The 24,905-nt window shown below is 56.5% G+C and carries 23 protein-coding genes and 3 tRNA genes; 17 read left to right on the forward strand and 9 right to left on the reverse strand.

All coding sequences use genetic code 11. The features are described 5' to 3' along the window. Positions 1-200 precede the first annotated feature (200 nt). The 4 genes from OVA10_RS07205 (at position 201) to OVA10_RS07220 (ending at position 5,156) form a co-directional block, all read left to right on the forward strand. Entirely contained in the window at positions 201-1,214 is a 1,014-nt protein-coding gene (locus OVA10_RS07205) for a LacI family DNA-binding transcriptional regulator (protein ID WP_268195688.1), read from the forward strand. A 131-nt stretch (positions 1,215-1,345) separates the two neighbouring features. Next, positions 1,346-1,891: an electron transport protein HydN gene (hydN, locus tag OVA10_RS07210; RefSeq protein ID WP_123428889.1), complete on the forward strand. Its 546-nt coding sequence runs from the start codon at positions 1,346-1,348 to the stop codon at positions 1,889-1,891. Between the two features lie 6 nt (positions 1,892-1,897). Next, a complete protein-coding gene (gene hypF / locus OVA10_RS07215; RefSeq protein WP_268195689.1) occupies positions 1,898-4,120 on the forward strand; it encodes a carbamoyltransferase HypF in 2,223 nt (740 codons plus the stop codon). A 1-nt stretch (position 4,121) separates the two neighbouring features. After that, entirely contained in the window at positions 4,122-5,156 is a 1,035-nt protein-coding gene (locus OVA10_RS07220) for a HoxN/HupN/NixA family nickel/cobalt transporter (protein WP_268195690.1), read from the forward strand. Positions 5,157-5,445: 289 nt separating this feature from the next. On the opposite strand, the gene norW is transcribed toward OVA10_RS07220, so the two are convergent. Together norW and norV are read right to left on the reverse strand one after the other, a co-directional pair. Further along, positions 5,446-6,579, reverse strand: a complete 1,134-nt coding sequence (norW, locus tag OVA10_RS07225) for an NADH:flavorubredoxin reductase NorW (RefSeq protein ID WP_123428722.1) — start codon at positions 6,577-6,579, stop codon at positions 5,446-5,448. Continuing rightward, positions 6,576-8,024, reverse strand: coding sequence for an anaerobic nitric oxide reductase flavorubredoxin (gene norV, locus OVA10_RS07230; protein WP_268195691.1), 1,449 nt, complete (start codon positions 8,022-8,024; stop codon positions 6,576-6,578). The genes norW and norV overlap by 4 nt, the downstream gene beginning before the upstream one ends. 186 nt (positions 8,025-8,210) lie before the next feature. Between norV and norR the strand changes: the two genes are divergently transcribed. Beyond that, a complete protein-coding gene (norR, locus tag OVA10_RS07235; protein ID WP_129035033.1) occupies positions 8,211-9,725 on the forward strand; it encodes a nitric oxide reductase transcriptional regulator NorR in 1,515 nt (504 codons plus the stop codon). Here the strand turns inward: norR and gutQ are convergent. The 7 genes from gutQ to srlA all read right to left on the reverse strand — a co-directional run bounded on the left by gutQ (position 9,722) and on the right by srlA (position 14,626). After that, positions 9,722-10,687 (reverse strand): arabinose-5-phosphate isomerase GutQ, encoded by a 966-nt coding sequence (gene gutQ, locus OVA10_RS07240; RefSeq protein WP_107702960.1) that lies wholly within the window; start codon positions 10,685-10,687, stop codon positions 9,722-9,724. The genes norR and gutQ overlap by 4 nt on opposite strands. Then, complete coding sequence (srlR, locus tag OVA10_RS07245) at positions 10,680-11,453, reverse strand: glucitol operon DNA-binding transcriptional repressor SrlR (protein WP_100779170.1); 774 nt, start codon at positions 11,451-11,453, stop codon at positions 10,680-10,682. The genes gutQ and srlR overlap by 8 nt, the downstream gene beginning before the upstream one ends. Positions 11,454-11,516: 63 nt before the next feature. Beyond that, positions 11,517-11,876: a transcriptional regulator GutM gene (gene gutM, locus OVA10_RS07250; RefSeq protein WP_100779171.1), complete on the reverse strand. Its 360-nt coding sequence runs from the start codon at positions 11,874-11,876 to the stop codon at positions 11,517-11,519. Positions 11,877-11,936: 60 nt separating this feature from the next. Continuing rightward, positions 11,937-12,716: a sorbitol-6-phosphate dehydrogenase gene (gene srlD / locus OVA10_RS07255; protein ID WP_100779172.1), complete on the reverse strand. Its 780-nt coding sequence runs from the start codon at positions 12,714-12,716 to the stop codon at positions 11,937-11,939. Positions 12,717-12,731: 15 nt separating this feature from the next. Next, positions 12,732-13,094 (reverse strand): PTS glucitol/sorbitol transporter subunit IIA, encoded by a 363-nt coding sequence (gene srlB / locus OVA10_RS07260; protein WP_268195692.1) that lies wholly within the window; start codon positions 13,092-13,094, stop codon positions 12,732-12,734. Between the two features lie 12 nt (positions 13,095-13,106). After that, on the reverse strand, positions 13,107-14,066 hold the full coding sequence (srlE, locus tag OVA10_RS07265; protein ID WP_123428731.1) for a PTS glucitol/sorbitol transporter subunit IIB: 960 nt from the start codon (positions 14,064-14,066) through the stop codon (positions 13,107-13,109). Next, positions 14,063-14,626, reverse strand: a complete 564-nt coding sequence (srlA, locus tag OVA10_RS07270) for a PTS glucitol/sorbitol transporter subunit IIC (RefSeq protein WP_023333189.1) — start codon at positions 14,624-14,626, stop codon at positions 14,063-14,065. Before srlA ends, srlE begins: the two co-directional genes overlap by 4 nt. Before the next feature lie 274 nt (positions 14,627-14,900). Between srlA and mltB the strand changes: the two genes are divergently transcribed. The 12 genes from mltB (at position 14,901) to OVA10_RS07330 (ending at position 24,871) form a co-directional block, all read left to right on the forward strand. After that, positions 14,901-16,001, forward strand: coding sequence for a lytic murein transglycosylase B (gene mltB / locus OVA10_RS07275; protein WP_187469886.1), 1,101 nt, complete (start codon positions 14,901-14,903; stop codon positions 15,999-16,001). Between the two features lie 295 nt (positions 16,002-16,296). Further along, positions 16,297-16,950: a metal ABC transporter ATP-binding protein gene (locus OVA10_RS07280; RefSeq protein ID WP_181826753.1), complete on the forward strand. Its 654-nt coding sequence runs from the start codon at positions 16,297-16,299 to the stop codon at positions 16,948-16,950. Next, entirely contained in the window at positions 16,947-17,795 is an 849-nt protein-coding gene (locus tag OVA10_RS07285; RefSeq protein ID WP_123428733.1) for a metal ABC transporter permease, read from the forward strand. The genes OVA10_RS07280 and OVA10_RS07285 overlap by 4 nt, the downstream gene beginning before the upstream one ends. Positions 17,796-17,809: 14 nt before the next feature. Next, positions 17,810-18,688 (forward strand): metal ABC transporter substrate-binding protein, encoded by an 879-nt coding sequence (locus tag OVA10_RS07290; protein ID WP_231275172.1) that lies wholly within the window; start codon positions 17,810-17,812, stop codon positions 18,686-18,688. A gap of 132 nt (positions 18,689-18,820) precedes the next feature. Continuing rightward, on the forward strand, positions 18,821-19,318 hold the full coding sequence (pncC, locus tag OVA10_RS07295; RefSeq protein WP_268196873.1) for a nicotinamide-nucleotide amidase: 498 nt from the start codon (positions 18,821-18,823) through the stop codon (positions 19,316-19,318). Between the two features lie 83 nt (positions 19,319-19,401). After that, positions 19,402-20,460 (forward strand): recombinase RecA, encoded by a 1,059-nt coding sequence (recA, locus tag OVA10_RS07300; protein ID WP_100779179.1) that lies wholly within the window; start codon positions 19,402-19,404, stop codon positions 20,458-20,460. 67 nt (positions 20,461-20,527) lie between these two features. Continuing rightward, complete coding sequence (gene recX / locus OVA10_RS07305) at positions 20,528-21,028, forward strand: recombination regulator RecX (RefSeq protein WP_129035028.1); 501 nt, start codon at positions 20,528-20,530, stop codon at positions 21,026-21,028. Between the two features lie 131 nt (positions 21,029-21,159). After that, a complete protein-coding gene (alaS, locus tag OVA10_RS07310; protein WP_268195693.1) occupies positions 21,160-23,787 on the forward strand; it encodes an alanine--tRNA ligase in 2,628 nt (875 codons plus the stop codon). A 241-nt stretch (positions 23,788-24,028) separates the two neighbouring features. Beyond that, on the forward strand, positions 24,029-24,214 hold the full coding sequence (gene csrA / locus OVA10_RS07315; RefSeq protein ID WP_000906486.1) for a carbon storage regulator CsrA: 186 nt from the start codon (positions 24,029-24,031) through the stop codon (positions 24,212-24,214). 342 nt (positions 24,215-24,556) lie between these two features. After that, positions 24,557-24,649, forward strand: a tRNA-Ser gene (locus OVA10_RS07320). A gap of 4 nt (positions 24,650-24,653) precedes the next feature. Continuing rightward, positions 24,654-24,730: transfer RNA gene (locus tag OVA10_RS07325), tRNA-Arg, on the forward strand. A 64-nt stretch (positions 24,731-24,794) separates the two neighbouring features. Further along, a tRNA-Arg gene (locus OVA10_RS07330) sits at positions 24,795-24,871 on the forward strand. Positions 24,872-24,905 lie beyond the last annotated feature (34 nt).

Here is a 24,905-nt window from a genome sequence, read left to right on the forward strand (position 1 = left end):
TGTAGTTGTGAGAACATGTAGGAAACCGGTTCCACAAAATCATGATGACTTTCTTCGTATGAAACAAGATGGTGATCCGTGCATTTTTTACATTCGTGATAACGATCACTTTGAGTGTTTAAAAGCGTGAGATTCGCGCTGCGACAATTTTCGTGCAGTGCAGTACACTTCGGCGCATCAGGTTTAAAGGGAATAATCAGATGACCACGATGCTTGAAGTGGCGAAGCGGGCAGGGGTGTCGAAGGCAACGGTTTCTCGGGTGCTTTCGGGCAATGGCTACGTGAGCCAGGAGACAAAAGACCGGGTTTTTCAGGCGATTGAAGAGAGCGGCTACCGCCCCAATCTGCTGGCGCGAAACCTGGCGACCAAACGCACCCAAACCCTGGGTCTGGTAGTAACGAACACCCTTTACCACGGCGTGTATTTCAGCGAGCTGCTGTTCCACGCGGCACGCATGACGGAAGAAAAAGGGCGTCAGCTGATCCTCGCGGACGGCAAGCACAGCGCCGATGAAGAGCGCGAGGCGATCCAGTATCTGCTCGATATGCGCTGCGACGCGATCATCATCTATCCGCGCTTTTTAAGCGTCGATGAGATGGATGAGATCATCGAAAAACAGGAGCAGCCGATCATGGTGTTAAACCGTCGTCTGCGTAAAAACAGCAGCCAGTGCGTCTGGTCGGATCATAAAGCCTCCTGTCAGGATGCGGTCTCGCAGCTGATTGAAATGGGCCATCGGGATATCGCCTTTATCACCGGCTCGCTCGACTCTCCCACCGGTATCGAACGTCTTTCAGGGTACAGAGCGGCGCTGGCGCAGCATCAGATCCCGCTGCGCGACGAATTGCTGGTGGAGGGGAAATGGACTCCGGAAAGCGGGGCGGCGGGAGTCACCACGCTGCTGGCGCGCAAAGCGCAATTCACCGCGCTGGTCGCCAGCAATGACGATATGGCCATTGGTGCGCTGAAGCAGCTGCACGACAGCGGGATCGGCACGCCGGGCGAAGTGTCGGTGGTGGGATTTGATGATGTCGCGATCGCGCCCTACATCGTGCCGTCGCTCTCCAGCGTGCGCATTCCGGTGACGGAGATGATCAAAGAGACCATCAGCCGCCTGATTTTTATGCTCGATGGCGGCGAGTTCAGCTACCAGCAAGCCTTCCCCGGTGAGCTGATCCTGCGCGATTCCGTCATCGCCAACGTTCGCGTCTGACGTCGACAGGTGTCATCGTCATTCGTGTCGATGACACCGAAGGATACTGATTAAATTCAGTGAAATCAGTTAATTAAAATGTGGCACGTTTTATGTATGTTTCGCCGCATAACTTAATGCTGGAGAAGCAGATGAACCGTTTTATTATGGCCGATGCCAGTAAATGTATTGGCTGTCGCACCTGTGAGGTGGCGTGTGTTGTGTCCCATCAGGCGGAGCAGGATTGCGCCTCCCTGACCCCAGAATCTTTCCTGCCACGTATTCATGTCATTAAGGGCGTGAATATCTCAACGGCGGCCATCTGCCGCCAGTGTGAAGACGCCCCCTGCGCCAATGTCTGCCCTAACGGTGCTATCAGCCGCGAAAACGGCTTTGTGCAGGTGATGCAGCAGCGTTGCATCGGCTGTAAAACCTGCGTGGTGGCCTGTCCGTATGGTGCGATGGAAGTGGTTGTGCGCCCGGTGGTACGAAACAGCGGTGCGGGCCTGAGTGTGCGTGCCGAAAAAGCCGAAGCGAACAAATGCGACCTGTGCAACCATCGCGAAAGCGGCCCGGCGTGCATTGAAGCCTGTCCGACCCACGCTCTGGTCTGCGTCGATCGTAACAAGCTTGAACAGATGAGTGCCGAGAAGCGCCGTCGCGCGGCGTTTGATACATCGTCATCAATGCTGTTTTAAGCCGCGATGAGCTGTAACGGCGCGCAGCTGCGGGTGCGCGGAAAAGTGCAGGGGGTGGGTTTCCGCCCCTTTGTCTGGCAGCTGGCGACTCAGCTTGGCCTTTGCGGTGACGTCTGTAACGACGGCGAAGGCGTGCTGGTGCGTCTGGCTGATGATCCGACGGCGTTTCAGACATGTTTGTTAGCGCAGTGCCCGCCGCTGGCGCGCATTGATACCATTGAAACTCAGCCGTTCAGCTGGCCGAAAATGCCGACGGAATTCACCATCCGCCACAGCGCGGGCGGGGCGATGGCGACGCAAATCGTACCGGACGCGGCGACCTGCCCGGCCTGCCTGGCCGAGATGCGCGATCCGCGCGAGCGCCGTTACCGCTATCCGTTTATCAACTGCACCCACTGCGGCCCGCGTTTCACCATTATTCGCGCCATGCCTTATGACCGGCCAGACACGGCGATGGCCGCTTTCCCGCTCTGCGCCCCGTGTGAGAGCGAATACCGCAATCCGGCGGATCGGCGCTTTCACGCCCAGCCGGTGGCATGTCCGGACTGTGGGCCGCAGCTGGAATGGCGTGCAGCGGGCGTCCATCTGACACGAGATGCCGCGTTATCCGCAGCCGTTGAGATGCTGAAAAACGGTGGGATCGTGGCAATCAAAGGGCTGGGCGGTTTTCATCTGGCTTGCGACGCGCAAAACCCGCAGGCGGTGGCGCGGCTGCGCGAGCGAAAACGTCGTCCGACCAAACCATTAGCGGTGATGCTGCCCTGTATTGACGAGTTGCCTGCGCCCCTTCGGGAGCGTCTTCAATCGCCCGCCGCACCCATCGTGTTGACCGCAAAGCGCCTGCTACCGGAACTGCCGCAGAACATTGCGCCGGGCCTGGATTGCATCGGCGTGATGCTGGCCTCCAGCCCGCTGCAACATCTGCTGATGGACGACTGCGCGCGCCCGCTGGTAATGACTTCCGGGAATCTCAGCGGTAAACCCCCCGCGCTGAGCAATGATCAGGCGCTGGATGACCTGCGCGATATCGCCGACGGTTTTCTGCTGCATAACCGCGACATTCTGCAACGCATGGATGATTCGGTCCTGGACGAGCAGGGCGCAATGCTTCGCCGCGCGCGGGGTTATGTGCCTGACGCCATTCCGCTGCCTGAAGGATTTAAGGATATCCCGCCAATGCTGTGCCTCGGTGCGGAGATGAAAAATACCTTCTGTCTGGTGCGCGGCGGGCAGGCGGTTGTGAGCCAGCATTTTGGCGATCTGAGTGACGACGGCATGGAGCATCAGTGGCGTGGCGCGCTGGCGGTCATTCAACAAATGTATGATTTCCACCCGAAACTTGTGGTGTACGATGCCCATCCGGGCTACCGCTCTGCCCGGTGGGCCGAAGCGCTGGCGCTGCCGAAACAGACGGTGCTCCACCACCACGCCCACGCGGCGGCATGCCTGGCGGAAAATGGCTGGCCGCTGAACGCAGGCGATGTGATTGCGCTGACGCTTGACGGCATCGGGATGGGCGAAAACGGCGCGCTGTGGGGCGGCGAGTGCCTGCGGGTGAACTATCTGGCATGCGAGCACCTCGGTGGGTTGCCCGCCGTGGCGTTGCCCGGCGGCGATCTGGCCGCGGTCGAACCGTGGCGGAATTTACTTGCACAGGGGCTGGCGTTTATTCCTGACTGGCAAAAGCGCGCGGAAATGCGCGCCGTTCTGGCGCACAACTGGACACTGCTGGCGACGGCGGTGGCGCGTGGAATCAACGCGCCGCTGGCCTCATCCTGTGGGCGACTGTTTGACGCCGTGGCCTGTGCGCTGGATATCGTGTCCGACAGGCAGCATTACGAAGGCGAAGCGGCCTGTCAGCTTGAAGCACTGGCCGCGACCTGTTCAGGTGTGCAGCATCCGGTCACGCTGGATGTGGGAGATCTGTCCACCTTCTGGCAGCAGTGGCTCGACTGGCAGGCGGCGCCCGCCGAACGGGCGTGGGCATTCCATGACGCGCTGGCGAAAGGGCTGGCGGCACTGATGGCTCATCACGCCCGACGTCTGGCGATATCGACGCTCTGCTTCAGCGGCGGCGTGCTGCACAATCGGCTGCTGCGGGCGCGCCTGCAGTTTTATCTTTCTGAATTCACGCTTCTGTTCCCTGAACAATTGCCTGCAGGCGACGGGGCGATTTCATTCGGACAGGCGGTCGTCGCTGCCGCCCGCACCCTTTCACACAGGAACTGACATGCAACGACGGATTCGCAACGAACCGCTTCTGATGATCCTGCTGGCCGCGAATAGTCTGGCCTGGGGCTGGGCCTGGCACACGTTTAGCGGCAGTACCACGCTGATGGCGGCCAGCCTGCTGGCGTGGTGCTACGGCCTGCGGCATGCGGTCGATGCGGATCATATCGCCGCGATCGATACGGTCACCCGCAAGCTGATGCAGCAGGGCAAACGCCCGTCTGGCGTGGGGGCGTGGTTTTCGCTGGGCCATTCGACCATTGTGGTGCTGGCCTCCGTCGCTATTGCTGCCACGGCGACGGCGTTTCAAAAGAACATGGTGTGGTTTCATGAGACCGGTAGCCTCATTGGCACCGCCGTTTCCGCGGCCTTTTTACTGGCGATGGCGCTGATCAACACGGTGATTTTGCTCGGCGTCTGGCGCAGCTTTCAGGCGCTGAAGAAAGGTCATACGACGAGCAGCGAGGGGGACGCGCCGCTGTCGGGCGGGATCATGAGCTGGCTGTTTGGCGCCACGTTCCGTCTGGTGAGCAAAAGCTGGCAGATGTACCTGGTCGGTTTTCTGTTTGGCCTGGGATTTGATACCGCCACTGAAATTGGTGTGCTGGGCATTTCTGCCGCCAGCGCCTCGAACGGAATGTCGGTGTGGTCGATCATGATTTTCCCGGCGCTGTTTGCCAGCGGTATGGCGTTAGTGGATACGCTGGATAATTTATTGATGATCGGTGCGTACGGCTGGGCATTCAATAAACCGCAGCGCAAACTTTATTACAATATGACCATTACCGGCACGTCGGTTGTCGTCGCGCTCTTTATTGGCGGGCTGGAAGCGCTTGGGCTAATAAAAGATAAATTTGAATTAAGTGGGGGCGTCTGGAACCTGGTGGGGAGTGTTAATAATAATCTCGGTAACGCCGGTTTTATTGTTATTGGTTTGTTTATTGTCTGTTGGTGTCTGTCAATGCTGAACTACCGCTGGCGCGGCTATGACGCGCTGGGGGTCTCTGACGGTTCCGAGCATTATTTAAAAAAATAATCTAAGCAAAAATTGCTTTTTTATCGCTGTTTAAATTAAATTATCCCTGATGATTTATTTATCAATTATAAAATAATTATATATCTCAGGGTGAATGGATATTTATCGCAAATATATCCATCTGCTCGGATTTATATATTCATATAAATAATGAAATAGGGATTGATGGCGATGATTTATCTATTATGTATTTACCTTGTGAATAGAATGCGCAAAAAAAAGCCCCGGGACATCGGGGCTGCGGATAATAAAATCCTAAGGTTAAGTCAGCGTGGCAGAGGTTTGCGGGTTAAACGGGTAACGACTTCAGCAGGGAGAAAGCCTCCTTCATCCGATCTTCGCTGACCACAAAGGCACGCAGTTCACCGTCGCCATCAACGCCTTTTGCGACCATTCCCTGTGGCTCAATAGCCATGTGCCAGTGTAAATCCTGTCGCTGCGTTTCGCCCGCGAGGTGCAGCGGCAGTTCAGGTGTTTTGACCTTCACCAGCATCGCCGGCAGTTTCAGTGGCGTGTTATTCCCCAGCAGGTTTTTTGCCAGATACATTGCGCTGATCTGAATCGGCTGCAGGAACGGCAGGACCTGGCCGTTGATTTCCGCACAGTCACCCAGGGCGAAAATATCGGGCTGGCTGGTTTGCAAATAGCTGTCCACCTTCACTCCGCGCCCCGTTTCTGCCCCGGCGTGCTGGGCCAGTGCCGTTTCCGGACGCAGGCCCGTCGCGGCGATCACGGCATCGACCTCAACGCTGCGCTTACGATCGAGAGTCGCGCGAATGCCGCTGTCGGTTGTCGTCAGGCTCTGGAGCTGAGAATTCAGCAGCAGATGGACGCCCATCTCCGTCAGACGATGCTGTAAGCGACTGCTCACTTCCGCTGGCATCAGCGCAGACAGAATGCTCGCTGCGTGATCGACCAGAGTGACGGCTTTCCCGGCGCGGCAAAAATCCATCGCCAGTTCGGTGCCAATCAGACCGCCACCGACAATCATCACCCGCTTTGCGTCACGAAGCCGGGTTTCACAGGCGCGGTACTCCTGCTGACTGTTAAGGGTCAGCATCAGCTCGCGTCCCTCAACGGGCGGTACAAAGGCGGATGCCCCCGTCGCCAGAACCAGTTTGTCGTAGTGCCACTGATAATCTTTGCCCTTCACCACATGGGCGCTGGCGTCGATCTCCATGACCCAGGTATGCGGAAACAGTCGCAAAGTAAACTGTTCGGCGAACTCCCCCGCCGTCTGACGGGTGAGGTCGTCGGCACGCTGATGCTGGCTGATAACATGGCTCAAATCGGGTTTGTTGTACTCGTCCATGCTGTCGGCGGCGATAAGCGTCAGCGGCACGTTCGCATCCTGTTTGCGTATATTTTTCACCAGCTGCCGGGCGGCAAAGCCCGAGCCAATGATGACAATGCCGTGATTCATTTTGCCTCCGTCGCCAGTTCGTCGAACACGTCTTTCCCGAGGGAACATTCCGGGCACAGGAAGTTATCCGGCACGTCGCGCCACGGGGTGCCTGGGGCGACATCCTGCAAAGGTTCGCCGAGGGAAGGATCGTAAATCCACTGGCAGACGCTGCACTGCATGCTCGGGCCAAGATCGGCGGCTTGTGCGGCGGCACAGGCGCAGGCTTCTTGTTGCTCTGGGGCTTTCGCTGTTGCTTCCGGCAGTGGAGCGAGCGCCCACTGACGTGCGATATCGCGGCCATGCTGGCGGCAGATTTCAAGTGCGTCGATATCCGGGCGCCATTTGGCTTTCAGGCTCATCGACATTTCAAAACCGGCATCCTGCAGACGCGTGGAGAGACGATCTACCGCACCGCCGCTCCAGCCGTGGGAGCCAAACGCGCTGGCGCGTTTGTTACGAAAACGCAGACCGGTCATCTCTTCAACCAGACCGGCGATTTTCGGCATCATCACGTTATTCATGGTGGAGGTGCCGACCAGCACGCCCTTGGAGCGGAAGACGTTGGTCAGGATTTCGTTTTTATCGCTGCGCGCCACGTTGAAGATTTTCACCGCCACGTTCGGGTCGACTTCGTTAATGCCCTGGGCAATGGCGTCCGCCATCATGCGGGTGTTGTTGGACATGGTGTCGTAGAACAGCGTGATGCGATCTTCCTGATAATCCGCCGCCCATTTCAGATACAGCTCCACGATTTGGGTTGGATTTTCGCGCCAGACCACGCCGTGCGAGGTGGCAATCATATCGACCGGCAGATTGAAGCCGAGGATTTCGGTGATTTTTGGCGTTACCAGACGGCTGAACGGCGTCAGGATGTTGGCGTAGTAGCGCTGGCACTGTTCGAACAGCTCAGTCTGATCCACTTCGTCGTTAAACAGACGTTCATCACAGTAGTGCTGACCAAAGGCGTCATTGCTGAACAGCACCGCATCGCCGGTCATGTACGTCATCATGCTGTCGGGCCAGTGCAGCATCGGGGTTTCGACGAAGATCATCTGTTTGCCGTTACCGATATCCAGCGAGTCACCGGTTTTCACCGTATGAAAATTCCATTCAGGGTGGTGATGGTGGCCGTTAATGGAGTCGATGGCGTTGGTGGTGCAGTAGATTGGCGTGTTGGGAATATAAGACATCAGCTCGGTCAGGGCGCCCGCGTGGTCTTCTTCCGCATGGTTAATAATAATGTAATCGATGTCAGCCAGATCGATTTCGCTGCGCAGGTTCTGCACGAACTCGCGGCTGAATTTATGATCAACGGTATCGATCAGGACGTTTTTGCCTTCGCGAATGAGATAGCTGTTATAGCTGCTGCCGCGCAGGGTTTTGTATTCGGTGCCGTGAAAATCGCGCACTTCCCAGTCACGTTGACCCACCCAATGAATATTATTTTTAACCAGAATAGACATAGCAACCTCAATAAATACAGTGTGTTTCGATAAGTTGATGTGCATATATCAAGTTGCGTGCCAGTTCTTAAAATTGTTGATATTTAACGCTTTTTAAGAATATCACTCGCAAGGGGTAGTCAGAATGACTATCTGTTTTATGGTCAATATGACAGTATGCATTGTCAAAATGACAGCGAGGCGCAAATGAGCTTTTCCGTAGATGTGCTGGCGAAGATCGCCATTGAATTACAGACCGGTATCGGCCATCAGGATCGTTTCCAGCGGTTAATTTCAACCCTGCGTCATGTGCTGGAGTGCGATGCCTCGGCGCTGCTGCGCTACGAAGGGCGACAGTTTATTCCGCTGGCGATCGACGGGCTGGCGCAGGACGTGCTGGGGCGGCGCTTCACCCTGGAGGGCCATCCGCGTCTGGAGACCATCGCCCGCGCGGGTGACGTGGTGCGTTTCCCGGCGGACAGCGATCTGCCCGATCCCTACGACGGCCTGATTCCTGGCCAGGAGAGCCTGAAGGTCCACGCCTGTATCGGTTTGCCGCTGTTTGCCGGACAAAATCTGATTGGCGCGCTGACCCTCGATGGCCTGCAGCCGGATCAGTTCGATACCTTCAGCGACGAAGAGCTGCGGCTGATTGCCGCGCTGGCCGCCGGGGCGCTTAATAACGCGCTGCTGATTGAGCAACTGGAGAGCCAGAACATATTGCCGGGCAGTCCGGCGGTGTTTGAGCAGGTCGCGCACACGGAAATGATTGGCCTGTCGCCGGGTATGGCGCAGCTGAAAAAAGAGATCGAGATTGTCGCGGCGTCGGATCTGAACGTCTTAATCAGCGGGGAGACCGGCACCGGGAAAGAGCTGGTGGCGAAGGCGATCCACGAAGGCTCGCCGCGCGCGGTCAATCCGCTGGTGTATCTGAACTGCGCCGCGCTGCCGGAAAGCGTGGCGGAGAGCGAGCTGTTCGGCCATGTGAAAGGGGCGTTTACCGGGGCCATCAGCAACCGCAGCGGTAAGTTTGAAATGGCCGACAACGGCACGCTGTTTCTCGATGAAATTGGTGAGCTGTCGCTGGCGTTGCAGGCCAAACTGCTGCGCGTGTTGCAGTACGGCGATATTCAGCGCGTGGGTGACGACCGCAGCCTGCGGGTGGATGTGCGCGTGCTGGCGGCGACCAACCGCGATCTGCGCGAAGAGGTGCTGGCGGGCAATTTCCGCGCCGATCTGTTCCATCGCTTAAGCGTGTTCCCGCTCTTCGTGCCGCCGCTGCGCGAGCGTGGCGAGGATGTGGTTCTGCTGGCGGGCTATTTCTGTGAGCAGTGCCGGTTGAAAATGGGGCTGTCGCGCGTGGTGTTAAGCCCCGGTGCGCGCAGGCATCTGCTGAATTATGGCTGGCCGGGCAATGTGCGCGAGCTGGAGCATGCGATCCATCGCGCGGTGGTGCTGGCGCGCGCGACGCGCATCGGCGATGAGGTGGTGATCCACGCGGCGCATTTTGCGTTGCACGACGAGGCGGTGCCTGTCTCACAGCCGGACGTGCCAGCGATGAGCAATGCCAACCTGCGTGAGGCCACGGAAGCGTTTCAACGTCAGATGATTACCCGCGCGCTGGAGCAGAATAACCGTAGCTGGGCGGCCTGTGCGCGGGCGTTAGAGATGGACGTCGCCAACCTGCATAGGCTGGCGAAACGTCTTGGGCTGAAGGGTTAGATAATCCCGGCCTGATAGAAGTCCTGCAGGTTGATGGCGCCGCACAGTTTGCCGCTGTCATCGACCACCGGGGCGGCGGTGATTTTGCGCTTCATCAGCACTTCTTTGGCTTCGATAGCGCGGCTTTCGGCGTTGAGCGTCAGGCCGCCGGTGGTCATAGCATCGCTGACGACCGCTTCCAGCTTGCCGCCGCCCACCAGCCAGCGACGCAGGTCGCCGTCGGTAAAGACCCCTTTGACCAGCCCGTTGTCATCACACACGGCAACCAGCCCCAGCCCGGTGCGGCTCAGTTCGAGCATTGCGTCCATCACGCTGGTGGTGAGTTTAACCTGCGGGATGGCGTCGTCCGTACGCATCAGATGATGCACTTTATTCAGCAAACGTGCGCCCAGCGCGCCGGCCGGGTGTGAGCGGGCAAAATCTTCTTCGTTAAAACCGCGCGCCTGCATGACTGCCATCGCCAGCGCATCGCCCATCATCAGGGTGTTGACGGTGCTGGACGTTGGCGCGAGATGCATCGGGCAGGCTTCGCGCTCCACGGAGATATCCAGCGTGGCTTTGGCGGCCAGCGCCAGCGGCGAGCGCGATTTTCCGGTCATAGCCAGCAGAGCGACCGATTTTTCCTGCAGACGCGGAATGATCAAATCCAGCTCTTTCGCTGAGCCGGAGTAGGAGATAAACAGCATGACGTCACGGCTTTCAATCATCCCCAGATCGCCATGCAGCGCTTCGGCGGGATGAACAAAAAACGCGGGCGTGCCGGTGCTGGCGAGGGTGGCGGCTATTTTCTTCCCGATATGACCGGATTTCCCGATACCCGCGACAATCACTTTGCCTTCGCAGTGGATGATGGTATTGGCCGCGCGCACAAAATCGTCGCCCAGCCTTTCCGGCAGGCGGCTGGCTTCCTGAAGCTCCAGCATTAACGTCTGACGGCCTGTGTTTAGCAGAAAATCACTCATTTCTCTCTCCGGTTACGATCACGTCGATTCCTTTCTCTTCCAGCGCTTTTTTGAACACCGGGTCGATGCCTGCGTCGGTAATCAGCGTATCGACGCTTTCAAGGCTACAGACAATATTGGGGCTTTTGCGGCCAAACTTGGACGAGTCCGCCATCAGGATCACTTCCCGTGCGGCGTTGCACATGGCCTTGCTGACGCTGAACACCTCGTTGAAGGTGGTCACACCCGCGTTCAGATCAATCCCGTCGGTGCCCATAAAGAGTTTATCAAAGCTGAAATGGTCGAAGGCGTTCTCCGCCAGTTGGCCGTGAAAAGATGCCGATTTTTTACGGAAGGTGCCGCCGGGCATCAGGATGGTCTGCTCGCTGTCAAACTCGGACAGGGCATTGACGATGTGCAGGCTGTTGGTCATCACCGTGATGTTATTAAAGCGGCTGAGCATCGGGATCATCTGCAGGACAGTGCTGCCCGCATCGAGAATGATAGAGTCGCCATCGTGAATAAACTGGACGGCGGCTTCGGCAATCAGCGCTTTCTGGTGGGTATTGATCAGGGTTTTATGGTCAATCGGCGGATCGGCTTCGTCTTTGTTGAGTACCACTCCGCCATAGGTTCGAATGACTGCGCCAGAGTTTTCGAGCAATACCAGGTCCTTGCGTATTGTCGTGCCGGTGGTGTCAAAGTAGTGGGCCAAATCCTCTACCGAGCATTTTCCCTGCTTTTGCAGATGCTCCAGAATGGCCGCCTGCCGCTGACGTGGTTTCATAGGCGCTTCGTTCCTTAGGTTGCGAAATGATAATTTCGCAAGCCTATAGCTTTCAAAACGAAATTATCCATGTTTCAGATTAAGCGCTAATGATAGTGCATTCTGACAGAGTGAATCATGGGGAAAGATCACATCAGGCTGTAATTCCTGCAATGAAATGCCGTTGATTGCCTGGATTTTCGCCGGTCGGGCAAATACGGTCATCCCGCGCATGATCAGTGAATCGCAGACGTTGTTGTCTTCGTCCAGCGCAATCGCCACCACCACACGGGGTTTAAAGCGTCCGCCTGAGCGCCCAACGCCCACGCGGCCTTTCTGACACAGGGCATCGAACGCCCGGTTAAACTGGTGAATTTGCCAGCCGCCAAACGCCATCTGGCAGATCCAGGCGATGGCGGCGACGGTGATGAGTGCGGTAACCATTTTCGCTCCTTTGGTATTCCCTCTCCCTTACGAGGAGAGGGGAGACGTTAGCCTGTTTAATCAGAACATCACCTGCCCGCCGGTGACGTTAATTGACTGCCCGGTGCAATAAGAGGCTTTCGGGCTGGCATAAAACAGCAGCATATTTAATACGTCCTGATAGTCGCAGCCGCGCTTCAAAGGCACTTTATCGATGTAATACTGCTCCACCTCATCAGCGTTAATGCCAAGCTTGGTAGCGTATTGCGGCAGCAGAGACTGGAACATTGGCGATTTCAGCAGGTTGCCAAGCATCAGTGAATGCACGGTAATCCCGTATTCGGCCAGATCCAGCGCCAGAGACTGGGTCAGCCCGACGCCGCCAAATTTCGCTGCGCTGTAGCCGGAGTTATGCTTGCTGCCCACTTTGCCGGATTTTGAGTTGATCTGAATGATGCGCCCCTGAATGCCGTCGCGGATCATCAGGCGGGAAAACTCGCGTGCGCAGAGGAAATAGCCGACCAGGTTCACCTGCAGCGAACGGTCAAAATCCCCCAGCGCGAAGTCGCTGATGAAGGCCGCTTTCGCTATTCCCGCGCTGTAAACCAGCAGGTCGGCGCGGCCAAAAATCTCGTCCACGCCCTGAGCGAGCGCCATCACGCTCTGCTCGCTGGTGGCATCGGCACCAAAACCATATGCCATCCCTTCACCAAACTCAGTGTTAATGGTGTCCGCCACGCGGGCGGCTTTTTCACTCTGAATGTCCACAACCGCCACGCGGTAACCTTCTGCAGCAAGCCCACGGCAGAGGAACTCGCCTAAGGTTTGGCCTCCACCAATGACAACGGCAACCTGACTCATATGATTCTCCTTAAATTACGCAACAAATTTTAATGTGCAGCCGGTGGTAACAGCCTGCGGCACCGGGCCATCCACGTGAACCGTACCGGGGTATTCCGCCTGCGGCTGGCCGTCGAAACGCAACGTGATGTGCCCCAGCTCGCGCAGGTTTTGTTCAGCTACGTCGCCGACGGCGGTGACGGCATAGCGCGCGTCACCCAGCTCCAGCTGGCTGCCGACCTTCAGCTCGCCCTTTAGCTCGCCGTGGCAGTGGATAAAGCAAAACTCTTCGATATCCGCTGGCGCCCCTTCGCGGAAGGTAATCAGCATCTGGTCGCTCAACGCATCGGCTGCGCTCTGGCCGATGCGGGTAATGGTGGTTTGGTAAATCACGGTCATCGCAGGAACCTCTTATTGATAAATAAAGCCGGAGACAAACCAGGCAATCAGCACCGTCGGGGCGCCCGTCAGGAAACGGCTGACCAGCACGGACGGCACGCCCACGCGCACGGTGTCCTGACGCGCTTCGGCAAGGGACAGCCCAACGGGAATGAAGTCGCACGCCGCCTGGGCGTTAATCGCAAACAGAGCCGGAAGGGCGAGGTGAGGAGGGATATTGCCCAGCCCAATTTGCACGCCAATTAGCACGCCGATAACCTGTGCAATCACCGCACCCGGCCCGAGGAACGGCGACAGGAGCGGGAAGGAGCAGATCAGCGCCAGCGTCACCAGCCCAAGCGGATGACTGGCGAGCGGGGCGAGGCCATGGGCAATCCAGTCGCCCAGACCGGACGCCATGATGATGCCAATAAGCGCCGAAACGAACGCCATAAACGGCAGAATGGTTTTCAGAACGGTATCGATGGTGTCGCGCCCTGACTGGAACAGCACCGCGACGGCCGACCCCATTCCCATACCCACTTTCGCCAGCAGGCCGTCGCTCTGCTCGGTGATTTTTTTACTGGTGTCGTAATCCCGCGGCGCGGCTTTTGGCTGAGCAGGGGAGCCATCAACCAGGCGAATGTTTTCTTCTCTGACGCCGGACACGTAAATATCTTCGAGGATGTACTGCGCCAGCGGGCCTGACTTACCGGTTGCGTGAATATTCACTGTCGGAATACGGCGCTTCGGATAGATGCCGCAGCGCAACGTGCCGCCGCAGTCGATCACCGCTACCCCAATTTCCGCTTCAGGCGGCTCGCCCTCTTTGAAACCATCGACCGCTTCCCAGCCGGTTAGGTCGCGCAGCTTGTCAACAATCGCCGGACGCGTGCCTGCGGTGATGTAGACGATTTTCTTGCCTGCAACGGTGTCGAACTCCAGTGGGCCGCCCCAGCCGCCTTCACCTTTTTCAATACGAATACGGCTCATGCTGTGGCTCCTGAAAGATGGACTTTTTGTTCAAGCTGGATGCCCATTTTTTTCTCAAAAATGGCGGTGGTGAGATCCGTCACCCATCCACGGAAGAAGTTGGTGACCAGGCCAACCAGCAGATAGCTCACCGCCAGCGGGCCGAGCGGCAGGCCAAGTGTGGTCAGGCCGCTGGCAATGCCGAGGTAAACAAACAGTTCGCCGGGGTTGATGTGTGGGAACAGGCCGTTCATGGAGTGGCAGCTATAGGATGCGGCGGCGTAATAACTCGGCTTGTACTTTTCTGGCATAAAGCGGCCGAGGCTTAAGGTCATCGGGTTGCAGAAAACAAAGGTTCCGATGAAGGGCAGAACAAGATAGCGGGACAGCGGGTTGCCGGCGCAGCGCTGAGCGAAGCGTTCGATACGCTGCTGGCCGATAAAGTTAATCAACGCATTCATGATCACTAAGAGGCTAATCAGCAGGGGCAGGATGCCGGTCACCATACCGGTGAACACCTCTCCGCCTTTCTGAAACAGCCCGATAAACCACTCGGCGCCGTGGGTGATGGTTTCTATCATTCTTCTCTCCTGTGGGGCTTTTTTGTTTTTGTCTGACTGCGGCTAATAATAATCACTTTGAAAGGTTTTAAAGTGTTAATTAGATCTCACAATGAAAGAAAAATGGATTATTTTGAAAGTTAATTGATGGGGAGAGGGCTTTTTGGATGAAAAAAGCACCAATTTGCGTGGGGGAGCGTAAAGATTTTGCGGGGGAGGTGAGTACCGCTTCCTTGAGGCATTGCGGATGCTTTACCATACTTGCCACTTATCGAATTCGTTAAATGGATGTCTCATGGTCAAGCGTCGTTACGCAGCGCTCTTACCCGCGCTGATTATGCTTGCTGCCTGTAGCAGTAAGCCGAAAACAGAGGAAGTTCAACAGACGGCGGGCGCCCCATCGGGTGGTTTTCTCCTTGAGCCGCAGCACAACATGATGCAGATGGGCGGGGATTTCGCCAACAACGCGGCCGCCGAGCAGTTCATCGATAAAATGGTGAACAAACATGGTTTCAATAAACAGCAACTCCACGAGATCCTGTCTCAGGCGAAGCGTCTGGACTATGTGCTGCGTCTGATGGACCGCCAGGCACCGACGGCGCAGGTGCCGACCGGGCCAAACGGCGCGTGGCTGCGCTATCGCAAACAGTTTATTACCCCGGATAACGTGCAAAACGGCGTGGCGTTCTGGAATCAATACGAAGATGCGCTGACGCGCGCGTGGCAGGTGTACGGCGTGCCGCCGGAAATTATCGTCGGGATTATCGGCGTGGAAACCCGCTGGGGCCGCGTGATGGGCAAAACCCGTATTCTCGATGCGCTGGCGACGCTCTCCTTTAACTATCCGCGTCGCGCGGAATACTTCCAGTCTGAACTGGAAACCTTCCTGCTGATGGCGCGTGACGAGCAGGACGATCCGCTCGATCTGAAAGGTTCCTTTGCGGGTGCGATGGGCTACGGCCAGTTTATGCCGTCCTCCTATAAAGAGTACGCCGTCGACTTTAACGGCGACGGGCATATCAACCTGTGGGATCCGGTGGACGCCATTGGCAGCGTGGCGAACTACTTCAAAGCGCATGGCTGGGTGAAGGGCGATCCGGTGGCGGTGCAGGCGAACGGCCAGGCGCCTGGGCTTGAGAATGGTTTCAAAACGAAATACAGCGTGTCGCAACTGGCAGCGGCGGGTTTAACGCCAATGCAGTCGTTGGGTGATCATCAGACGGCCAGCCTGCTGCGTCTGGATATCGGCACTGGCTACCAATACTGGTACGGTTTGCCGAACTTCTACACCATCACGCGCTACAACCACAGCACGCACTACGCGATGGCGGTGTGGCAGCTGGGCCAGGCGGTTTCCCTGGCGCGCGTACCGGCGGCATCACCGTTTAGTCAGTAATCTTGCGTTTTGCCGGGGGGCGGTTTCGTCTTACCCGGCCCGCACCCTCCACGAGTATTGCCCGGTAAGCGATTCGTCACCGGGCAACACTCGCTTTCGACAGAAACATTTCGCCACACTCCCACTCTTTTATTCGCGTTTACATCTGCATCGCATTTTATTATTGTTATGTTATAACGTTTAATGGTGGTGCAACGATGTCTCTCTTCTCTCTTTCTGCGCTCAATCGCCTGTTACTCGCGGTGATTCTGATTGCGCTGATTGGCCTGGTGGTGCGCTGGGCGGTGGTTCTCCCATGATTGAACTGCAAAATCTGGTGGCAGGGTATGACCGCCAGCCCGTCACGCAAACGCTGAATGGCGTGATCGAACGCGGCAGTATGACGGCGATTGTCGGCGCGAACGGCTGCGGCAAATCGACACTCCTCAAAACCCTGGCGGGATTTATTCCGCCGGTTAGTGGGGGATTTCGCTGGCGCGAGAAACGCCCGACGATCGGCTGGCTGGCGCAGCGTCATATGCTGGAGGCGCAGTTCCCCCTGACGGTTCAGGACGTAGTGAGTATGGGCTGCTGGCCGCAGATTTCGCTGCTGGCGGCTTTTCGACGCGAAACCCGTCTGGAAATCGCCCATGCCCTGGAGCGCGTCGGCCTGCAGGATCTTGCAGCCGCCACCATCGACGAGCTATCGGGTGGCCAGTTTCAGCGCATGTTGTTCGCCAGAGTGCTGGTGCAGCAGGCACCGCTGGTGATGCTGGATGAGCCGTTCACGGGGGTCGATGAAGCCACCTGTAATGTGCTGATGGAATTGATGCTGGAGATGTATCTGAGCGGGCAAACGGTGCTGGCGGTGCTGCATGACAGCGAGCGTGTATCGCGCCATTTCCCGCAGACGTTGCGGCTGGATACGGCGATACCCCACTGGGGCGCGGAGCGGGTGAGAGTCGCATGATCTGGCATATTTTCTTCCAGCCGTTTATCGAATACGGCTTTATGCGCCGCGCACTGGTGGTGTGCCTGGCGTTGTCCGTCAGCACCACAATGCTCGGTGTTTTTCTGTTGCTGCGGCGTATGAGTCTGATGGGCGATGCGCTGTCGCACGCCATTTTACCGGGCGTGGCGGTGGGGTATCTGGTCAGTGGAATGTCTCTGCTGGCGATGAGTATCGGCGGGTTTATCGCCGGGATCGTCGTGGCACTGGTGGCAGGTTTAGTCAGCCGACGCACGCCCCTGAAAGAGGATGCCAGTTTCGCCGGGCTGTACCTGGGCTCGCTGGCGCTGGGTGTGACCCTGGTTTCGCTGCGCGGTTCGAATGTCGATCTGTTGCATCTGCTTTTTGGCTCGATTCTGGCGGTGGATAACAGCGCGGCCCTGTTTGTCGCCGGTGTCTGCGCCCTGACCTTAATGCTGCTGGCCCTGTTTTACCGCGGGCTGGTGACCGAGGCGTTTGACACCGCGTGGCTGCAGGCCAACAAACGCTGGCTGCCCGCGCTGCTGCACGGTTTATTCCTGGCGCTGCTGGTGCTGAATCTGGTCGCCGGATTCCAGGTCCTCGGCACGCTGATGGCGGTAGGGCTGATGATGCTGCCTGCTGTTGCCGCTCGCTGCTGGATGCGCACGTTACCGGGGCTTCTGCTGATGGCAGGCGTCAGCGGCGTGTTCTGCGCCTGGCTCGGATTGAGCCTGTCGTGGGCGGTGAGTCTGCCCGCCGGGCCTTCCATTGTGCTGACGGCCAGCGGCTGGTTCTTTATTTCGGTTTTATGTGGCTCGCGCAGCAGGCTGCGTGCGCATTTTTAACGCAAGGGGAAATGATGAAGAAGACAGGGGTAATGATGGCGCTTGCGCTGGGGCTGTTGTCGCAAGGCGCGCTGGCAAAAACGCTGAACGTGGTAACCAGTTTTTCTATTTTGGGTGACATCACGCAAGAAGTGGGCGGCGACCATGTAAAAGTGACGACGCTGGTGGGGCCGGACGGCGATCCGCACACCTTCGAGCCGTCGCCAAAAGACAGCGCGGCGCTCAGCAAAGCGGACGTGGTGGTTGTGAATGGGCTTGGGCTGGAAGGGTGGCTGGATCGCCTGGTTAAAGCGTCAGGTTTTAAAGGCACGCTGGTCGTGGCATCAAAAGGGGTGAAAACCCATACGCTGGAGGAGGACGGCAAAACCGTGACCGATCCGCATGCCTGGAATAGCGCTGCGAATGGCGCGCTGTATGCACAAAATATTCTGGCAGGGCTGGTCAGTGCCGATCCGGATGAGAAATCGGCGCTGGAGGCCACGGGCAAACCCTATATTACGCAGCTGACACAGCTCGACGGATGGGCGAAATCGCGCTTCAGCCAGATCCCGCAGGAGAAGCGCAAAGTCCTCACCAGCCATGACGCCTTCGGCTATTTCAGCCGCGCCTACGGCGTGACATTTATGGCCCCGCAAGGCCTTTCCTCTGAGAGCGAGGCCAGCGCCGCGCAGGTGGCGGAGATCATCAACCAGATTAAAGCCGATGGCGTCAAAACCTGGTTTATGGAGAACCAGCTCGATCCGCGTCTGGTGAAGCAGATTGCCAGCGCGACGGGCGCGCAGCCGGGTGGAGAGCTTTATCCTGAAGCGCTTTCCGCCAAAGGTGGCGTGGCGGATACTTACGTGAATGCGTTTCGCCACAACGTCAATACCCTCGCCGACAGCATGAAATAATCAGCCTTTCCACGCCGATGCGACCGCATCGGCTTTTTTCTGAAGCCTCCTCGTAAAACCGGAACCTCATCCCCATATCCCATGAGAAAGTGCTATCTTGTGCTGCATGTTTTTCAGGAGCCTAAAGCGATGATGACTGACCATGAATTGATGCAGCTGAGCGAAGTTGTGGGCCAGGCGTTGAAGCAGCGCGGCGCGACGCTGACGACGGCTGAATCCTGCACCGGCGGCTGGGTGGCAAAAGTGATTACGGATATTGCGGGAAGCTCCGCCTGGTTCGAACGCAGTTTTGTGACCTACAGTAACGAAGCCAAAGCGCAGATGATTGGCGTGCGCGAATCGACGCTGGAACAGCATGGCGCTGTCAGCGAACCGGTGGTGGTGGAAATGGCGATTGGTGCGCTCAAAGCGGCGCGTGCGGACTACGCGATCGCCATCAGCGGTATTGCCGGGCCGGACGGTGGCAGTGATGTCAAACCTGTGGGCACCGTCTGGTTTGGTTTTGCCACTTCCCAGGGGCAGGGCCTTACCTTCCGCGAATGCTTCAGCGGTGACCGTGAAAGCGTGCGCCGACAGGCGACGGAATATGCGTTAAAAATGCTCTGGCAACAATTTCTACAAAACACTTGATACTGTATGACCATACAGTATAATTGCACCAACAGAACAGAATTCACTATCCGGCGCACATCCCCGGCATGACAGGAGTAATAATGGCTATCGACGAAAACAAACAGAAAGCGTTGGCGGCAGCACTCGGCCAGATTGAAAAACAATTTGGTAAAGGCTCCATCATGCGCCTGGGTGAAGACCGTTCCATGGACGTGGAAACCATCTCCACCGGTTCGCTTTCTCTGGATATCGCACTGGGTGCGGGCGGCCTGCCAATGGGCCGTATCGTAGAAATCTACGGGCCGGAATCTTCAGGTAAAACGACCCTGACGCTGCAGGTCATTGCAGCCGCACAGCGCGAAGGTAAAACCTGTGCGTTCATCGACGCCGAACACGCGCTGGACCCAGTCTATGCACGTAAACTGGGCGTTGATATCGACAACCTGCTCTGCTCTCAGCCAGATACGGGTGAGCAGGCACTGGAAATCTGTGACGCCCTGGCGCGTTCAGGTGCTGTAGATGTACTGGTTGTCGACTCCGTTGCCGCGCTGACGCCAAAAGCGGAAATCGAAGGCGAAATCGGCGACTCTCACATGGGCCTCGCGGCACGTATGATGAGCCAGGCGATGCGTAAACTGGCTGGTAACCTGAAGCAATCCAATACGCTTCTGATTTTCATCAACCAGATCCGTATGAAGATTGGCGTCATGTTCGGTAACCCGGAAACCACTACCGGTGGTAACGCGCTGAAGTTCTACGCCTCTGTCCGTCTGGATATCCGCCGTATCGGTGCGGTGAAAGAGGGCGATAACGTCGTTGGTAGCGAAACCCGCGTGAAGGTCGTGAAGAACAAAATCGCTGCGCCGTTCAAGCAGGCTGAGTTCCAGATCCTCTACGGCGAAGGCATTAACTTCTTCGGCGAGCTGGTGGATCTGGGCGTGAAAGAGAAGCTGATTGAAAAAGCGGGCGCCTGGTACAGCTACAACGGCGACAAAATTGGTCAGGGCAAAGCAAACGCAATCTCCTGGCTGAAAGAAAACCCGGCGGCAGCGAAAGAAATTGAGAAGAAAGTGCGCGAACTGCTTCTCAACAACCAGGACTCTAAGCCTGACTTCGTTGTCGATAGCGCTGATGCTGAAGAAACCAAAGAAGATTTCTAATCTCTTCGTCTAAAAACAAGGGCTGCGATTGCGGCCCTTTTTGCATTTATAAAACAGCGGGTTTGTTATGAGTGAAAACACCTCGCGCCGCCCTGCCTACGCCCGTTTACTGGATAGAGCTGTGCGCATTCTTGCCGTACGCGATCACAGCGAGCAAGAGCTGCGCCGTAAACTCTCCGCGCCCGTGATGGGAAAAAACGGCCCGGAAGCAATCGACGCTACGGCAGAAGATTATGATCGCGTCATTGCCTGGTGCTACGAGTACCGTTATCTCGATGACAGTCGTTTTGTGACGCGCTTTATCGCCAGCCGGAGCCGCAAGGGCTATGGCCCGGCCAGGATCCGTCAGGAGCTAAACCAAAAAGGTATCGCGCGTGCGGCCATCGATGAGGCCATGCGTGAGTGCGACATTGACTGGTGTGAGCTGGCCCGCGAGCAGGCGATTCGTAAATACGGTGAACCCCTGCCGCGTGAATTTTCAGAAAAAGTTAAAATCCAGCGATTTTTGTTGTACCGCGGCTTCCTGATGGAAGATATTCAGGATATATGGCGTAATTTTGCCGATTGAGCGCATGCGGGATTTTACTTCCCTTGCAAGAAAACTTATCTTATTCCCACTTTTTCCAGTAGTCAGTCCGTCCAGGCATCAACAGAGACAGGCTGGCTGCGACATTTCGTTAGCTTGATTTCAGGATAATTATGAGCAAGAGCACCGCTGAGATCCGTCAGGCGTTTCTCGACTTTTTCCATAGTAAGGGACACCAGGTTGTTGCCAGCAGCTCCCTGGTACCGAACAATGACCCGACTCTTCTGTTTACCAACGCCGGGATGAACCAGTTCAAGGATGTTTTCCTTGGTCTCGACAAGCGTAATTATTCCCGCGCCACAACGTCACAGCGTTGCGTGCGTGCGGGCGGTAAACACAACGATCTGGAAAACGTCGGTTACACCGCACGTCACCATACTTTCTTCGAGATGCTGGGTAACTTCAGCTTCGGCGACTACTTTAAACATGACGCCATTCAATACGCGTGGGAACTGCTGACCGGTGAAAACTGGTTCAACCTGCCGAAAGAGCGTCTGTGGGTGACCGTCTACGAAACCGATGATGAAGCTTACGAAATCTGGGAAAAAGAAGTCGGTATCCCGCGTGAGCGCATTATTCGCATCGGCGATAACAAGGGCGCGCCATATGCGTCTGACAACTTCTGGCAGATGGGTGACACCGGTCCATGCGGTCCTTGCACCGAGATCTTCTACGATCACGGCGACCACATCTGGGGCGGACCTCCGGGCACCGCAGAAGAAGACGGCGATCGCTACATTGAGATCTGGAATATCGTCTTCATGCAGTTCAACCGTCAGGTTGACGGCACCATGGAGCCGCTGCCGAAGCCATCCGTAGATACCGGTATGGGTCTGGAGCGTATCGCCGCGGTTCTGCAGCACGTGAACTCCAACTACGACATCGATCTGTTCAGCACCCTGATTAAATCCGTGGCTGAAGTGACCGGTGCGACCGATCTGAGCAACAAATCTCTGCGCGTCATTGCAGACCACATTCGTTCCTGTGCCTTCCTGATTGCTGACGGCGTTATCCCGTCGAATGAAAACCGTGGCTACGTGCTGCGTCGTATCATTCGTCGTGCGATCCGTCACGGCAATATGCTGGGCGCGAAGGACACCTTCTTCTATAAACTGGTGGGGCCACTGATTGGCGTCATGGGTGCAGCGGGCGACGAACTTAAACGCCAGCAGGCGCAGGTTGAGCAGGTGCTGAAAACCGAAGAAGAGCAGTTTGCGCGCACCCTTGAGCGCGGTCTGGCGCTGCTGGACGAAGAACTCTCTAAACTGTCCGGCGATACGCTGGATGGTGACACCGCATTCCGTCTGTACGACACCTACGGCTTCCCGGTCGATTTGACTGCTGACGTCTGCCGTGAACGTAATATTAAAGTCGACGAAGCGGGCTTTGAAGCCGCAATGGAAGAGCAGCGCCGCCGTGCGCGTGAATCCAGTGGTTTCGGCGCAGACTACAACGCGATGATTCGCGTCGATAGCGCTTCTGAATTCCAGGGTTACGACCATCTGGAACTGACCGGTAAAGTGACCGCACTGTTTGTTGACGGCAAAGCCGTGGATAGCATCAGCGCAGGCCAGGATGCGGTTGTCGTTCTGGATAAAACGCCGTTCTACGCGGAGTCTGGCGGCCAGGTGGGCGATAAAGGCGAGCTAAAAGGTAGCGATTTTGCCTTCACCGTCACTGACACCCAGAAATACGGCCAGGCAATTGGTCACGTCGGCAAACTGGCTTCAGGTTCCCTGAAAGTCGGCACAGGCGTGAAAGCCGAAGTGGATGAAGCTCGCCGCGCGCGCATTCGTCTGAACCACTCTGCAACGCATCTGATGCATGCCGCCCTGCGCGATGTGCTCGGTACGCACGTTGCTCAGAAAGGTTCTCTGGTGAACGACAAAGTGCTGCGCTTTGACTTCTCGCATTTCGAAGCGATGAAACCGTCTGAAATCCGCGCGGTGGAAGATATGGTCAACGCCCAGATTCGTCGTAACCTGCCAATCGAGACCCACATCATGGATCTCGAAGCAGCGAAAGCGAAAGGGGCGATGGCGCTGTTCGGCGAGAAATACGACGAGCGCGTTCGCGTCCTGAGCATGGGGGATTTCTCCACCGAACTGTGCGGCGGTACTCACGCCTCACGTACGGGTGATATCGGCCTGTTCCGTATCCTCTCTGAATCAGGCACTGCCGCTGGCGTACGTCGTATCGAAGCCGTGACCGGTGAAGGCGCGATCGCCAGCCTGCACGCTGAAAGCGACCAACTGCACGACATTGCCCAGCTGCTTAAAGGCGACAGCCACAATCTGGGTGAGAAAGTACGTAGCGCGCTGGAACGTACTCGTCAGCTGGAAAAAGAGCTGCAGCAGCTGAAAGAGCAGGCTGCGGTGCAGGAGAGCGCAAATCTCTCCAGCAAAGCGGTTGAAATTAAAGGTGTTAAACTGCTAGTCAGCGAACTGGCAGGCGTTGAACCTAAGATGCTTCGTACCATGGTTGATGATCTCAAGAACCAGCTCGGTTCAACGGTTATCGTTCTGGCGACAGCGGCTGAAGGTAAGGTTTCTCTGATTGCGGGCGTCTCTAAGGATGTGACTGACCGCGTGAAAGCAGGGGAACTGATTGGCATGGTCGCTCAGCAAGTGGGTGGCAAAGGTGGTGGTCGTCCCGACATGGCACAAGCCGGTGGTACGGATGTGGCAGCACTTCCAGCAGCATTGGCCAGCGTTGAAAGCTGGGTAAGCGCTAAACTGTAATAATTACAAAGCGTAAAAAGACGCCATAACTTCACCGTTATGGCGTTTTTATCACTACGCTATCGCTAACGATAAAGTCAGGTTGAGTTTGTGTATATCGGCTAAACTTACGTTTAACAGAATGTGATGCCGTGACTGCTTACACATTACGTGTTTGTCATCGCTTACTTTTTGGCGTTATATGATGGATAATGCCGGGATACAAGAGACCCGACTCTTTTAATCTTTCAAGGAGCAAAGAATGCTGATTCTGACTCGTCGAGTTGGTGAGACCCTCATGATTGGGGATGAGGTCACCGTGACAGTTTTAGGGGTGAAGGGTAACCAGGTACGTATTGGTGTGAACGCCCCTAAAGAAGTCTCTGTCCATCGTGAAGAGATCTACCAGCGTATCCAGGCTGAAAAATCCCAGCAGTCCAGTTACTGATATTATCGCGTCTCGCCGCCCGGCGAGACGCAACGCTCTCGATATTCTTCCTGCATAAAGTTACCGTTCGATTTCATTCCTTCCATTTTTTGTCTCTCTCAAACCCTTATCTCGCTCAAAGACCGCAATTTTGCCCGAGGATTTCTGTACTGATGTCCGCAAAATCCGTTTATAAAACACCCTCTTTGCGGCTTTTACATGCGAATTGAGTGTGATTTGTGCAAACGATAAAAGCTTGTGGAAAATTGTTTGACTTATAAGTCCCAGAAAGTAATATATGCGCCACGCAGCGACGAGAAGCTCTTAACGAGTTACTCGAAGCACTCGAAAGAGGCGTTGTGTGGTGAGGTGGCCGAGAGGCTGAAGGCGCTCCCCTGCTAAGGGAGTATGCGGTCAAAAGCTGCATCCGGGGTTCGAATCCCCGCCTCACCGCCATTTTGCATCCGTAGCTCAGCTGGATAGAGTACTCGGCTACGAACCGAGCGGTCGGAGGTTCGAATCCTCCCGGATGCACCATCATTCTCAGTGTTGCGGCTTGTTGAGTGACATTGAATCAGCAGTAAAAGCAGTACCCCCTGATGCATCCGTAGCTCAGCTGGATAGAGTACTCGGCTACGAACCGAGCGGTCGGAGGTTCGAATCCTCCCGGATGCACCATCTATTACTTCATATTGCTTTAGAAGTGATATGA

This window comes from Lelliottia sp. SL45, from assembly GCF_026672535.1.
GTDB classification, from domain to species: Bacteria; Pseudomonadota; Gammaproteobacteria; order Enterobacterales; family Enterobacteriaceae; genus Enterobacter; species Enterobacter nimipressuralis.

Bases quoted from the DNA above. Each gene is read 5' to 3' on its own strand.
- hydN (WP_123428889.1), top strand. From the start codon at position 1,346: ATGAACCGTTTTATTATGGCCGATGCCAGTAAATGTATTGGCTGTCGC.
- srlD (WP_100779172.1), bottom strand. From the start codon at position 12,716: ATGAGTCAGGTTGCCGTTGTCATTGGTGGAGGCCAAACCTTAGGCGAG.
- alaS (WP_268195693.1), top strand. From the start codon at position 21,160: ATGAGCAAGAGCACCGCTGAGATCCGTCAGGCGTTTCTCGACTTTTTC.
- srlA (WP_023333189.1), bottom strand. From the start codon at position 14,626: ATGATAGAAACCATCACCCACGGCGCCGAGTGGTTTATCGGGCTGTTT.
- gutQ (WP_107702960.1), bottom strand. From the start codon at position 10,687: ATGAGTGATTTTCTGCTAAACACAGGCCGTCAGACGTTAATGCTGGAG.
- OVA10_RS07220 (WP_268195690.1), top strand. From the start codon at position 4,122: ATGCAACGACGGATTCGCAACGAACCGCTTCTGATGATCCTGCTGGCC.
- norV (WP_268195691.1), bottom strand. From the start codon at position 8,024: ATGTCTATTCTGGTTAAAAATAATATTCATTGGGTGGGTCAACGTGAC.
- recA (WP_100779179.1), top strand. From the start codon at position 19,402: ATGGCTATCGACGAAAACAAACAGAAAGCGTTGGCGGCAGCACTCGGC.
- mltB (WP_187469886.1), top strand. From the start codon at position 14,901: ATGGTCAAGCGTCGTTACGCAGCGCTCTTACCCGCGCTGATTATGCTT.
- gutM (WP_100779171.1), bottom strand. From the start codon at position 11,876: ATGGTTACCGCACTCATCACCGTCGCCGCCATCGCCTGGATCTGCCAG.
- srlE (WP_123428731.1), bottom strand. From the start codon at position 14,066: ATGAGCCGTATTCGTATTGAAAAAGGTGAAGGCGGCTGGGGCGGCCCA.
- csrA (WP_000906486.1), top strand. From the start codon at position 24,029: ATGCTGATTCTGACTCGTCGAGTTGGTGAGACCCTCATGATTGGGGAT.
- OVA10_RS07280 (WP_181826753.1), top strand. From the start codon at position 16,297: ATGATTGAACTGCAAAATCTGGTGGCAGGGTATGACCGCCAGCCCGTC.
- recX (WP_129035028.1), top strand. From the start codon at position 20,528: ATGAGTGAAAACACCTCGCGCCGCCCTGCCTACGCCCGTTTACTGGAT.
- OVA10_RS07290 (WP_231275172.1), top strand. From the start codon at position 17,810: ATGAAGAAGACAGGGGTAATGATGGCGCTTGCGCTGGGGCTGTTGTCG.
- norW (WP_123428722.1), bottom strand. From the start codon at position 6,579: ATGAATCACGGCATTGTCATCATTGGCTCGGGCTTTGCCGCCCGGCAG.
- srlR (WP_100779170.1), bottom strand. From the start codon at position 11,453: ATGAAACCACGTCAGCGGCAGGCGGCCATTCTGGAGCATCTGCAAAAG.
- OVA10_RS07205 (WP_268195688.1), top strand. From the start codon at position 201: ATGACCACGATGCTTGAAGTGGCGAAGCGGGCAGGGGTGTCGAAGGCA.
- pncC (WP_268196873.1), top strand. From the start codon at position 18,821: ATGACTGACCATGAATTGATGCAGCTGAGCGAAGTTGTGGGCCAGGCG.
- srlB (WP_268195692.1), bottom strand. From the start codon at position 13,094: ATGACCGTGATTTACCAAACCACCATTACCCGCATCGGCCAGAGCGCA.
- norR (WP_129035033.1), top strand. From the start codon at position 8,211: ATGAGCTTTTCCGTAGATGTGCTGGCGAAGATCGCCATTGAATTACAG.
- hypF (WP_268195689.1), top strand. From the start codon at position 1,898: ATGAGCTGTAACGGCGCGCAGCTGCGGGTGCGCGGAAAAGTGCAGGGG.
- OVA10_RS07285 (WP_123428733.1), top strand. From the start codon at position 16,947: ATGATCTGGCATATTTTCTTCCAGCCGTTTATCGAATACGGCTTTATG.